Origin of the sequence: Ochrobactrum sp. CGA5 (assembly GCF_006345815.1) — a bacterium.
Classification (GTDB): Bacteria; Pseudomonadota; Alphaproteobacteria; order Rhizobiales; family Rhizobiaceae; genus Brucella.
This window is the reverse complement of record NZ_VCIG01000038.1, coordinates 544,530-556,640: the sequence shown is the minus strand read 5'-3', so window position 1 is coordinate 556,640 and position 12,111 is coordinate 544,530. Positions and strand designations below refer to the sequence as shown.

Genomic DNA, 12,111 nt, shown 5'->3' with positions numbered 1-12,111 from the left:
TTGGCGGTATAGCGATCAGAAGAAAGCCTGAATGCCGGTCTGGGCGCGGCCCAGGATCAGTGCATGAACGTCGTGCGTACCTTCATAGGTGTTCACCGTTTCCAGATTCTGCGCATGGCGCATGACGTGGTATTCGATCTGAATACCGTTGCCGCCGTGCATGTCGCGCGCCTGACGGGCAATATCGAGTGCCTTGCCGCAATTGTTGCGCTTGACGATGGAGATCATTTCGGGAGCCATCTTGCCTGCGTCGAACAGACGGCCAACGCGTAAGCTCGCCTGAAGGCCAAGAGCGATCTCAGTCTGCATGTCGGCTAGCTTCTTCTGATAAAGCTGCGTCCCAGCCAGCGGCTTGTCGAACTGCTTGCGGTCGAGGCCGTATTGACGGGCACGGAACCAGCAATCTTCTGCAGCGCCGAGCACGCCCCAGGAAATGCCATAACGGGCGCGATTGAGGCAGCCGAACGGACCCTTGAGGCCGGAGACATTCGGCAGAAGCGCATCTTCCGAAACCTCTACACCATCCATGACGATTTCGCCGGTGATCGATGCACGCAGCGAGAGCTTGCCGCCGATCTTCGGCGCGGAAAGGCCCTTCATGCCCTTTTCGAGCACGAAGCCGCGAATGGCGTTGTCGTGCGCGGCAGACTTGGCCCAGACGACAAACACGTCGGCGATTGGCGAATTCGATATCCACATCTTCGAGCCGCTGAGACGATAACCGCCGTCGATTTTTTCGGCGCGGGTCTTCATGCCTGCGGGATCGGAGCCTGCATCCGGCTCGGTCAGGCCGAAGCAGCCGATCAACTCACCGGAGACCAAGCCAGGAAGATATTTCTTGCGCTGTTCGTCTGAACCGTAGGCATAGATGGGGTACATCACGAGCGATGACTGCACGCTCATCATCGAACGATAACCGGAATCAACCCGCTCGACCTCACGCGCCACAAGACCATAGGCAACGTAACCGGCATTGGCCGCGCCATATTCTTCAGGAAGCGTCACGCCCAGAAGACCAGCCTGTCCCATCAGACGGAACAGTTCTGGATCGGTGGTCTCATCCAGATAAGCCTTTTCAATGCGTGGCAGCAAAACGTCCGTCGCGAAAGCCTTGGCCGAGTCTCGGATCATGCGTTCGTCTTCGGTCAGCTGGTCATCCAGCAGAAACGGGTCTTCCCAGCTAAAAGCCGCACGTGACATCAGTGTATTCTCCTCAATGAAAATTTGCAGGGAATATGAACTGTGCCGAAGTTCGGCGCAATCGACGTTTACTCATCGATCTATTCCATTTAGTAATGGATCATGACTTCTATTTCTCGCCGTCTGCTTCCCTCTACCAGCGCGCTTGCCGCCTTTGATGCGGTTGCGCGGCATGAGAGCTTTTCGGCTGCAGCCGAAGAACTATCGCTCACCCAAGGCGCAGTGAGCCGACAGATTGCAACACTGGAAGAGCAGCTCGGGACAGCACTGTTTGACCGTACCAGCCGTCAGGTGGTGCTATCCGATGCAGGACGGGCCTATCTGAAGACGGTGGGGCCGGCGCTCGCTTCTATCCGCGCTGCTTCACTGCAGATGATGTCGCAGATGCGAGGCTCCACGCTCAATCTCGCTTTCCTGCCGACATTCGGGACGCGCTGGCTGATACCGCGCATACCGCGTTTCGTGGCAAACTATCCCGATATTATCCTTAACTTTGCGACACGTATCGGACAATTCGATTTTGATCGCGAAGGACTGGATGCTGCAATCCATATCGGCCAGCCAGACTGGCCCAACGCCGATAGCGTTTTCCTGATGGATGAAACGGTGGCGCCTGTCTGCAGTCCCGCTTTTTTACAGCAGAATCCGGTTCAGACCCCAAACGATCTTCTGACGCTTCCCCTGTTCAACATGGCTTCACGCCCTGGCGCATGGGACCACTGGTTCAAAAGTCTCGATATCGCCGCCCCGGCCTCTCCGGGGATGCGTTTCGAGCAGTTCTCGAATGTATCGCAGGCCTGCATTGCAGGCCTCGGTGTTGCGCTGATGCCGTCGTTTCTCATTCGCTCCGAGATTGAAAGCGGTCAGCTTGTAGTCGCCTGCCCGCATACAGTCAAAAGCCCGAGCAGCTATTATTTTGTGACGCCGAAGTCCCGCTCGAACACTCCTGCGGTATCGGCTTTCCGGGATTGGCTGCTGATGGAAATAAAAAGCGAGAGTGCAACTCAACCCGCAACAAATCCTGCATAGCCGTCCTGCAGTGCCTTGCGCAGGATCGCCGAATAGTTGGCGAAGGACTGATGGTCTGGCCTAATCCGTCCGAACGACGGACCGGCGAACTGCCTCATGGGTACGAGCGCAAGCGGCGCCGAAACTGGCGTCAGGTGCGCACCTTGTCCAGCGCGCAAGGTCGTCAGTAGGCCAAACATTTCGCCTGTAATGCTTGGGCGGGACAGCACGGCCATACGATACTGGCCCGATGTATTCGTGACCAGATAAATATGTCCCGAAAGATGTGGAACGGAGACTGCTCCCTGTTGCGAGAACGAAACATCGGAACGTTCACACTCACGAAAATTGAGATGCCCAGCATCAAGATTCCAGCCAATTTCCGTGATGTAAGCGAAGATGGCCTTGTCCTCACCAAAGGACGGACGCAATGTCAGGTAATCGCCTTCGAGCCATGAAACAGAGGCCCGTGAATAGGCGCCGAGTTCCTCCGCTGCATGGCCATTACCATTCGTGGCAAACAGGGCGGGAGCTTCTACTGACTGCTCGCGCAGGGCGACGCCCATTGCCTGTTCAAGCCGGATAATCGTTGGGAGTGTGAAGGGTCTGTGGCCCGACAGCGCTTTTTCCAGGGTTGAAAGGCTGATCCGCGCTTCATCCGCTAGAAGCTGACGCGAAATGCGCCGTCGGGCTATTTCTTCACGTACCCGTACGGCAACGCGAGCATTGATCTGGTCGGGAAGTTGAGAGCCCTGATCGGACATGGCACATCCTGAATTGCGTACTTTTCTTCACAATTCCACACATATGCGTAACCGGCAAGGCGGTTTGCGGAAAGTGACGGCTGAAACTTGGCAAAGCTTACGCTGGAGTGGAAACAGTGGCTCCAGCGACAATGGCTCCAGTTCTTCGAGGTGAACAAGGAGCACATCATGTCACCCGCGATACATCTTACAAATCATAATAATAGCTGCCGGATACTCTCCCGCTTCTGTTCGTTCGTCTGGTTTTGCAACATGGCGTTTCTGCCAGCGCTGGCTGTCATTTTCTGTCTGTTGCAGATTGTGCAGGCTCGTGCTGAAACACCCACGTTGGTCACACCGAACGAGGTTCAATCCGGTAGTCTTTTGCTAGAGACAAGCGAAGCCGGGCGTTATGTCGAAGCGCCTCGGATCGCAACGGACATCAATCTCGATGTGAGCGGGCCGACGGCCCGGGCCCGGCTGACGCAGGCATTCGAGAACCCGACCGACGGTTTCGTTGAAGCCCTGTATGTTTTTCCATTGCCGGAAGAAAGTGCGGTCTATTCGCTGAAGATGGTTATCGGCGATCGTGTGATTGTCGCCGAAATCAAGGATAAGCAGGCCGCGCGCGAAATATATGAACAGGCGAAAAGCGAAGGAAAAAAGGCCACGCTGATCGAACAGCAGCGGCCCAACGTGTTTACCAATGCGGTTGCCAATATCGGCCCGCATGAGAAAGTCGTCATCCAGATCGAATATCAGCAGGCGGTGCGGCTTTCCGATGATCGTTTCTCGCTGCGTGTGCCATTGGTCGTCGCGCCACGTTACAATCCAGATAATGCCTCACCTGTTGTTCAGGAAGTCGAAATGAAAAGCGGCTGGGGTAAGTCGAGCGATACTGGCAAGCCTGATAGCTACAATGCACCGCTTGTGACGCCATTGACCCCACCGGCTGCCCTGCGAACCAATTCTGTGACCATCAAGGTCAATCTGAAGGCGGGCTTCCCGCTTGGAGAGGTCGAAAGCCTTTACCACAAGGTCAGGATCGACGCGACGAACGACACGACACGAGAAATCACGCTGGATGGAACGGCTGCTGCTGATCGCGATTTCGTTCTGGAATGGAGCGCCGTCGCCAGTGATGCACCGCAGGTCGGGCTGTTCCGCCAACATATCGGCAAGGACGATTATGTGCTTGCTTATGTTACGCCGCCGGCTGTTGCCAACGCAAAAAAGGCCCAGCGTGAGGTCATCTTCGTGATCGATAATTCCGGATCGATGGGCGGTACTTCCATTGAACAGGCAAAGGCCAGCCTGGATTATGCACTGTCGCATCTTCAGCCCGGAGATCGGTTCAATGTGGTCCGCTTTGATGACACATTGACCAAATTCTTCGAAGATCCTGTCGATGCCAATCAGCAGAATATCGCCTCCGCCCGCCGTTTCGTAACGAGCCTTGAAGCGCAAGGCGGTACGGAAATGCTGCCTGCCCTTCATGCAGCTCTTGATGACAGCCATCGGGGCAATGGATTGCGCCAGATCGTGTTTCTGACAGACGGTGAGATCAGCAATGAGCGGCAATTGCTGGATACCATTGCGGCACGCCGGGGGCGCTCGCGTATTTTCATGGTCGGCATCGGCTCCGCCCCGAATTCCTATCTGATGAACCGTGCGGCAGAACTTGGACGCGGAACCTATACCCATATCGGAACGGCGGCGGAAGTGAACGAACGCATGCGGGCTCTGTTCGACAAGCTTGAAAGCCCGGCTGTTACCGATCTGAAGGCCAATTTCTCGGAAAAGAATGTGAGCATGACACCCTCCCTTCTGCCCGATCTTTATCATGGTGAACCGCTTGTTATTGCTGCACGAATGGGCAAGGCAACCGGAAGTCTTGTTATCAAAGGCCAGATTGATGGCCGTCCGTGGAAAGTCAATCTGCCGCTCGACCAGGCAATGGATGCGGAAGGCATTTCAAAATTGTGGGCACGTCGCAAGATTGATGATGCGGAAGTAGAACTTACCCTTGGTAAAATTACTCAGGACGCAGCTGATGCGCGCATTCTTCGCCTTGCACTGGAGCATCATCTGGTCAGTCGATTGACGACCCTCGTGGCTGTCGACAAGACACCGTCGCGACCGGCCAATGCGCCGCTGACCAGCGCCGATATTCCACTGCAACTGCCTGCTGGGTGGGATTATGACACGCTGTTCGGTATCCGTGCAGATCGCAACGCCCAGGATAATGCAAGCATGGACATGAATGGGGTAAGCGACGCTGTTCGCAGTCATGAAAGCCCTGCCTCCCCATCGTCACAATCGCAGTCGATCCCGCTGCCGCAGACGGCAACGCCAGCGACACTGCTGCTTTTGCAAGGCTTGGGTTTGATGCTGGTTGGCCTGTTCGTCGTCTGGTTCTTCCGTCGCAAGGAGAGTGTGTGATGCCTATCAATCAGGTTGTTATGGGGAGCGCGCTGAAGCGCTCCCTTCTCCCCGCACTTGGCATTGTGCTTATTGCGATGGGGATGGCAATTGCCGGTCGGGGAATCTGGATTCATGCGAAAGCGCTTGCGGCACAGATTCTGCTTGAAAGTGCCTTCTCTGTAAGCATTCAAACGGGTACTCCGGTCAAACCCTGGTACTGGGCGGATACTTGGCCGGTCGCCCGTATCGCAGTTCCACGGCTCAATGAAACAACAATTGCCTTGAAAGGCGCAAGTGGACAGGCATTGGCTTTCGGTCCCGGTCATCTGGACAATACGCCGATGGCCGGCGAACGGGGAACGGCTGTCTATGCTGCGCATCGCGACACGCATTTCGCATTTCTGAAGAATATCGAGAAGAATGACCAGATACTCGTCACTCGCAGCGACGGAAAGACGGTTTCCTATCGCGTCAATCATATGGCCGTGATGCGGTGGGATGAGGCGAAAATCAATCCGGATAGCGAAGGCCGCCACCTCGTGCTGGCGACCTGCTATCCATTCGATGCAATCACTCCTGGTCCGCTTCGCTATCTGGTCTATGCGGATATGGAAACCGGCGGGTCAGGCGATTGATCGACTTGCGATCTCGTATGAATGCAGGCGTTTCTTGTGATCGTGGATCATGCCGGTCAGCATCAGCTCATCCGCACCGGTGCTTTCCGCAAAGGTCTTGATGCCCTTCGCCACAGTCTCCGGTCCACCGACCACGCGACATGACAGCATCTGGCGGACGAGCGCCTGCGCTGCCGGATCAAGCTGCTCCATATAGCCTTCGACTGGCGCGGGCAGCTTGCCAGGGCGACCGCTGCGCAGATTGACGAAAGCCTGTAGCTGCGAGGTGAAAAGGTAGTTCGCCTCTTCGTCCGTATCCGCTGCAATCACATTAAGGCCCAGCATTACATAAGGCTTCTGCATATATTCCGATGGCTCGAACCGCTCGCGATAAAGAGCGATGGCGCGTTCCATCTCTGCAGGCGCAAAGTGCGAGGCGAATGCGTAAGGCAATCCCAGCATGGCAGCAAGCTGCGCTCCGAACAGGCTGGAACCGAGAATCCAGACAGGCACATTCAACCCCTCGCCCGGCACGGCGCGCACGCGCTGGCCCGGTTCGGCGGGTTTGAAATAGTTCAGTAACTCGACCACATCTTGCGGAAACGCATTGGCATCGCTGTCGAGATTGCGACGAAGCGCATGAGCAGTAATCTGGTCAGTGCCCGGAGCGCGTCCTAGGCCTAGATCGATACGTCCCGGGAACAGCGAGGCCAGCGTGCCGAACTGTTCGGCGATAACCAGAGGAGCGTGATTGGGCAGCATGACGCCACCTGCGCCGACGCGAATAGTAGAGGTGCCATTGGCAACGTAGCCAATGACTACAGATGTCGCAGCACTGGCAATGCCCGGCATATTGTGGTGTTCGGCAAGCCAGTAGCGGTGGAAGCCGAGCTGCTCGGCATGTTGCGCAAGTTCCAGCGTGTTGTGCAGCGACTGTGCGGCATCGCTACCTTCGGGAACAGGCGAAAGATCGAGAACGGATAAGGGTATCATACTGGCTCATATGGGTTGCAACGCGGCGTTTGCAACGTTGGTAAAAATCAAAAAGGGCGACCTATTTCTAGGCCGCCCTTTGTTGATGGTTCAACGCAAGTTTCAGTGATGTTGCGCTGGAGCCGGTTCGCCATCGTCTTTCGGCGACGCAACATATTCGCCTTCCACATCCTTCTTGGCGATGAAGGTGTAGAACATCGGCACCACAAACAGGGTGAAAATCGTACCGATCACGATCCCGGTGAAGATCACCAAACCCATCGAGTAACGAGCGGCTGCACCGGCGCCGGTCGCAATAATGAGCGGCACAACGCCAAGTGCCATTGCGGCGGTGGTCATCAGGATCGGACGCAGGCGGGTTTCAGCCGCGACGACGATTGCATCACGACGTGAAAGACCATGCAGACGGCGTTGCTGGTTGGCGAATTCCACCATCAAAATGCCGTGCTTGGTAATCAGCCCGACAAGGGTAATGAGACCAACCTGCGTATAGATGTTGAGCGTACCAAGGCCGATATTCAGCGGTACAATGGCGCCAAAGATCGACAGCGGAACCGACATCATGATGATAAACGGATCGCGGAAACTCTCGAACTGCGCTGCAAGCACGAGATAAATCACAATGACTGCAAGGCCGAAGGCGATCAGGATCGTGTTGCCCTGCTCCACTTCCAGACGCGACTGGCCGGAATAATCCAGGAAGAAGCCTTCCGGCATCTTGGATTTGGCCAGATCGACCAGAGTTTGCAGGCCCTGCCCGGTTGTGACGCCCGGCAGCGGCAAGGCTGAAATCGTCGCCGAATTCAACTGGTTGAACTGTTCGATTGCCGCAGGTGATGCGTTCTGGTTGATCGTGATGACCGAAGACAGCGGGATCATCGAACCCGATATGCTGCGTACGTAGAAATCACCAAGCTTCTCAGGGTTCGAACGATATGCATCAGGCACCTGCGTGATGATGTCATAGCTGTTCGAATCGCGGTCGAACTTCGCAACCGATGCGCCGCCTGTCAGAAGACCAAGTGTCGAACCGATATCACTGATCTGCACGCCCAGCGTTGCCGCGCGGTCACGGTCGATTGTGATCGTGATCTGCGGTGCGTTGAAGGAGAGCGAGTTCTGCACGATAATGTACTGACCGGAGGCCTGCGCTTCGTTTTTGATTTCCTCTGCCAGTGCGAAGACTTGATCGGCCGGACCGGTCGATTGCAGAGCAATCGATATCGGTAGACCGCCGCCTGTTCCCGGTAAGGATGGAGGCGCAAAGATGAAGGCCTGGACGCCTGCAACCTTTGAGATACGTGCGGTCAGGTCTTCCTGAATCTGCTTCTGCGAGCGGGTACGCTCGTTCCAGTCATTCAGAACCCAAAGCGCGATACCCGACGTCGTGCCGCCGTCCATACCGACGATCTGGAAGCGGGTCTTCAGTTCGGGAAGATCCTTGGTCAGTTCGTCGATCTGTTCGGCGTAGAGATTGGTATAGGCCGAGGTAGCATATTGCGGAGCCTGGAACATCGAGAACAGCGCCCCGGAATCTTCTTCCGGTGCCAGTTCGCTTGACGTGTTCATGAACAGGAATCCCGTCAGCCCCATCAACGCTACAACGATCATCAGCGTGATGCCGCGATAGTTGAGCGAATTGGAAACGCGGCGGTGATACCACTTTTCGAAGCGCGAGAAGGTCCGGTCGATGAACTTCTGGAACCGCGTCTGGTCGCCATGCTTAAGCATGCGCGCGCACATCATCGGCGAAACCGTCAAGGCGGCAATACCAGAAATGACGACTGCGCCGGCCAGTGTGAAAGCGAATTCACGGAACAGGGCGCCAGTCAGTCCGCCCGTGAAGCCGAGCGGTGCAAACACGGCGGCCAGCGTGATCGTCATGGCGATGATCGAGCCGGTGATTTCCTTCATGCCCTTGAATGCGGCATCCATGGGCCGGAGGCCCTCCTCGATATGCCGGTGTATGTTCTCCAGAACCACGATGGCGTCATCGACCACCAGCCCGATGGCAAGAACCATGGCAAGCAGCGACAACAGATTGATCGAGAATCCAAGCGCATAGAGGAAAAAGCACACGCCGATCAGCGAGATCGGGATCGTGACAATCGGAATCAGAACCGAGCGGAAAGATCCAAGGAAGAAAATAATAACCAGAATGACGATAGCCACGGCTTCGCCGATAGTCGTGAAAACTTCCTTGATCGAAGAGCTGATCTGCTCGGTCGCATCATAGACGAGGACAAGTGACATACCTTCTGGCAGTGAAGCCTGAATAGACGGAAGCTCCTTGCGGACGGCAGCCGCCATGTCGATGGGGTTTGCGGCCGGTGTTGGGAAAACGCCAAGGAATGTACCCGCAGAACCATTGAACGAAACGATGGTGTCAGTGCTTTTCGCTGCCAGTTCGACCCGCGCTACGTCCCGCAGCCGAACGACATCGTCACCCGAAGCCTTGATCGGCATGGCACCGAAGGCTTCCGGGGTCTGCAAGGTGGACTTCAGTGTGATCGAAGACGCCACATATTCATTCTTCGTCGTGCCCGGAGCCGACAGGAAGTTCGAGGCTTTGATTGCTGCCAGGACTTCCGGCGCAGTTATCCGGCGGGCTGCAAGCTGGATCGGGTCCAGCCAGACGCGCATCGAGTAGACTTGTCCGCCCAGAATTTCGGCCTTTGCAACACCCTGAATGGTGGACATGCGTGGCTGGATAACGCGCTCCAGATATTCGGTGATCTGTTCGCTCGTCATGTTTGGGTTCTGCGCTGCCAGATACATGGTGGCGAAGTTCTGGCCGGTTCCCTTGACGATGACGGGGTCGTCGGATTCGTCCGGCAGATCGCCACGCACCTGATTGACCTTGGCGATGACTTCCGTGAGCGCCGCATCAGGATTTGCGCCGAGTTTCATCTGCACGGTAACCGTGCTCGACGAAGGACGGCTCGACGACGTTACATAGTCGATGTTTTCGGTAGTCGCGACTGCTTCGGCGATAGGTGCCGTGATGAATCCCTGGATAAGATCGGCACTCGCCCCGGCATAGTTCGTTGTGACTGTGATAACCGTTTCGTCGACCTTTGGATATTCGCGCACTGTCAGCTGCGCGATCCCCTGAAGGCCCAACAGAATGATCATGAGGGCGACCACCGTGGCAAGCACGGGGCGCCGGATGAAAATATCGGAAAAGCTCATCGGATCGCCTATTGCTTGTCAGCCGGTTGGCCGGCCGGGATCGGATTGACGGTATTGTCGATTTTCACTGGCACGCCAGGCGAAAGACGGTTCTGGCCTGCCGTGATGATGATATCGCCAGCCTTGAGGCCACTGGTCACTTCGACAAGACCGGCGTAGCGGCGTCCCAGCTTGATGAAGACCTGTTGCGCGACCTGCTTTTCGCCGTCTTCCGGCTTGGCATCGGCGGTCGTCGTCTCTGCGCCTTCCTGCTTCTGTTCCGGGCGGACCGCATATACGTAGTCACCATAAAGACTGGAAATAACCGTGGTCTGCGGCAGGGCGATTATGTTGCGTTCTTCAGGCAATTCAACGCGAACCTGTACGAATTGCCCTGGGGTCAGCTTGTGATCCGGATTCTGTACCTGGGCGCGCACCGAGACAAGACGGGTCGCAGGATCAATCTTTGGGTCGATACCGACAACTGTGCCAGTGAAATCGAGCGCATCCGCAGTTGAACCAACTTTGACAGTCTGTCCGAGATTTATCGATGACAGCGACTGTTCAGGAACAGTGAAATCGATACGCATCACGTCGGTGTCCTGTAGCGTGGCGATGACTGTGCCGGGCGTCAGATACTGACCGAGATCGACCTTGGAGATGCCGATGATGCCAGAGAATGGAGCCTTGACGGACTTCTGGGCCAGCGTTGCTCGCATCTTCTCCACAACAGCGACAGCGGCATTCGCAACCGATGCGGTCGTGTCGACGTTTGAGACGGCGCCGACGCCGCGTGTGCGCAGTGTATCGGCTCGCTTCAGGTTCTGTTTGGCAAGAACGGCTTCCGCTTCGGCTGCTGCGAGGTCTGCCTTTTGGATGCTGTCTTCGAGCTGAAGCAGTAGGTCGCCTTGTTTGACCTCTTGATTGGCCTTGAAGTTGATCTTCTGAACGATGCCGTCAAGCTGCACGGTGAGATCGACGCCATTGAGCGCATTGGCAGTACCGATGGCTTCCACACCCGGTTTCCAGACTCCGGGCTCCACCGTGACGGTCGAAACCGTCTGGGCGGGCTGCTGCATGTTTGCGAAAAAGTCTTTGATTGCCTGTGATCGGAACAGATTAAAGCCAACGAGGCCTCCAACGACGATCACCAGAAATATTATTGCCAGAATAAGGCGCTTGATCATTGCGGATACACTCCAGATGGCTCCCTGTTCGAACAGGGGTGGGGGATTGGCCGCGGCGCCTTCTTTCGCATTCACGCAAAGGTCGCGCGTATTTTACTTGTATGAAAGTGGCGAATAACTGTACCGTCTGGACGGTATTGTCAACACACGAACTGTCAGGAGACACCGGTAAGTTGCTAACAAAAAAGAAAGTCTCGTCGCGCGAACGTATTTTGCGCGCTGCTACCGAGCTTGCCCGTGAGATCGGACCCGCTCATCTCTCTCTCGATGCCGTAGCAGCCCGTGCGGGGCTTTCAAAAGGCGGACTGCTTTATTCCTTTCCGACAAAGGCCAAGCTGCTCGAAGCGGTGGTCGAAGAATATATGAAAGAGCACGAACGTGCCATGGAGGTTCAGGAAACACTCCAGAAAGGCGAAGAAAACCGTGTCGCGCGGGCTTTTCTCGATGTTTACCGGGTTCAGGCCGATGATGAGCCGCCAGCTTGCGGTGTCCTTGCCGCGCTTGCCGAAGATCCGGGTTTCATGGTGCCGGTTCGGCAGTATCACAGGGCTCTTCTTGATCGCATGATCAAGGACACAACCGATTCCCATACAGCGCTTATTGTCTATCTGGCCGTCGCAGGTCTCGAGTGCTCCAAATTGATGGAGTGTGAAATTCTGAACGAGGAGGAACAGCGCGCCGTTCTCGTCCGTTTGGAAAACATGCTGACAGAAAACTGACAGCAATGAAGGAAATGGAGCGCTAGACGCCCCATTGTTTTCGCTGTTTGCG

9 protein-coding genes are annotated in these 12,111 nt (G+C 56.0%); 4 read left to right on the top strand and 5 right to left on the bottom strand.

Translation table 11 applies throughout. From position 1 onward, the window contains the following. Positions 1–15: 15 nt before the first annotated feature. Entirely contained in the window at positions 16–1,200 is a 1,185-nt protein-coding gene (locus tag FJQ48_RS15790) for an acyl-CoA dehydrogenase (RefSeq protein WP_180350222.1), read from the bottom strand. Positions 1,201–1,302: 102 nt separating this feature from the next. On the opposite strand from FJQ48_RS15790, the gene FJQ48_RS15785 reads away from it, so the two are divergent. Beyond that, positions 1,303–2,229 carry a LysR family transcriptional regulator gene (locus FJQ48_RS15785; protein WP_139975914.1) on the top strand — a complete coding sequence of 309 codons (927 nt, stop codon included), beginning with the start codon at positions 1,303–1,305 and terminating at the stop codon, positions 2,227–2,229. Here FJQ48_RS15785 and FJQ48_RS15780 read toward each other — a convergent pair. Beyond that, entirely contained in the window at positions 2,205–2,972 is a 768-nt protein-coding gene (locus FJQ48_RS15780; RefSeq protein ID WP_139975913.1) for a helix-turn-helix transcriptional regulator, read from the bottom strand. The two genes, FJQ48_RS15785 and FJQ48_RS15780, sit on opposite strands and share 25 nt — an antisense overlap. A 252-nt stretch (positions 2,973–3,224) precedes the next feature. Between FJQ48_RS15780 and FJQ48_RS15775 the strand changes: the two genes are divergently transcribed. Then, entirely contained in the window at positions 3,225–5,393 is a 2,169-nt protein-coding gene (locus FJQ48_RS15775) for a marine proteobacterial sortase target protein (RefSeq protein ID WP_247870400.1), read from the top strand. After that, the gene (locus FJQ48_RS15770; RefSeq protein WP_139975911.1) at positions 5,393–6,010 is read left to right on the top strand and encodes a class GN sortase; all 618 of its coding nucleotides are present in this window, start codon (positions 5,393–5,395) and stop codon (positions 6,008–6,010) included. Before FJQ48_RS15775 ends, FJQ48_RS15770 begins: the two co-directional genes overlap by 1 nt. Here FJQ48_RS15770 and FJQ48_RS15765 read toward each other — a convergent pair. The 3 genes from FJQ48_RS15765 to FJQ48_RS15750 all read right to left on the bottom strand — a co-directional run bounded on the left by FJQ48_RS15765 (position 5,999) and on the right by FJQ48_RS15750 (position 11,340). Next, complete coding sequence (locus FJQ48_RS15765) at positions 5,999–6,982, bottom strand: LLM class flavin-dependent oxidoreductase (RefSeq protein WP_139975910.1); 984 nt, start codon at positions 6,980–6,982, stop codon at positions 5,999–6,001. The two genes, FJQ48_RS15770 and FJQ48_RS15765, sit on opposite strands and share 12 nt — an antisense overlap. Positions 6,983–7,084: 102 nt before the next feature. Further along, the gene (locus FJQ48_RS15755; RefSeq protein ID WP_139975909.1) at positions 7,085–10,174 is read right to left on the bottom strand and encodes an efflux RND transporter permease subunit; all 3,090 of its coding nucleotides are present in this window, start codon (positions 10,172–10,174) and stop codon (positions 7,085–7,087) included. Positions 10,175–10,182: 8 nt separating this feature from the next. Continuing rightward, positions 10,183–11,340: an efflux RND transporter periplasmic adaptor subunit gene (locus FJQ48_RS15750; protein ID WP_139975908.1), complete on the bottom strand. Its 1,158-nt coding sequence runs from the start codon at positions 11,338–11,340 to the stop codon at positions 10,183–10,185. A 173-nt stretch (positions 11,341–11,513) separates the two neighbouring features. Here FJQ48_RS15750 and FJQ48_RS15745 point away from each other — a divergent pair, with 173 nt between their 5' ends. Next, positions 11,514–12,059: a TetR/AcrR family transcriptional regulator gene (locus FJQ48_RS15745; protein WP_139975907.1), complete on the top strand. Its 546-nt coding sequence runs from the start codon at positions 11,514–11,516 to the stop codon at positions 12,057–12,059. Positions 12,060–12,111 lie beyond the last annotated feature (52 nt).

Bases quoted from the DNA above. Each gene is read 5' to 3' on its own strand.
- FJQ48_RS15790 (WP_180350222.1), bottom strand. From the start codon at position 1,200: ATGTCACGTGCGGCTTTTAGCTGGGAAGACCCGTTTCTGCTGGATGAC.
- FJQ48_RS15785 (WP_139975914.1), top strand. From the start codon at position 1,303: ATGACTTCTATTTCTCGCCGTCTGCTTCCCTCTACCAGCGCGCTTGCC.
- FJQ48_RS15780 (WP_139975913.1), bottom strand. From the start codon at position 2,972: ATGTCCGATCAGGGCTCTCAACTTCCCGACCAGATCAATGCTCGCGTT.
- FJQ48_RS15775 (WP_247870400.1), top strand. From the start codon at position 3,225: ATGGCGTTTCTGCCAGCGCTGGCTGTCATTTTCTGTCTGTTGCAGATT.
- FJQ48_RS15770 (WP_139975911.1), top strand. From the start codon at position 5,393: ATGCCTATCAATCAGGTTGTTATGGGGAGCGCGCTGAAGCGCTCCCTT.
- FJQ48_RS15765 (WP_139975910.1), bottom strand. From the start codon at position 6,982: ATGATACCCTTATCCGTTCTCGATCTTTCGCCTGTTCCCGAAGGTAGC.
- FJQ48_RS15755 (WP_139975909.1), bottom strand. From the start codon at position 10,174: ATGAGCTTTTCCGATATTTTCATCCGGCGCCCCGTGCTTGCCACGGTG.
- FJQ48_RS15750 (WP_139975908.1), bottom strand. From the start codon at position 11,340: ATGATCAAGCGCCTTATTCTGGCAATAATATTTCTGGTGATCGTCGTT.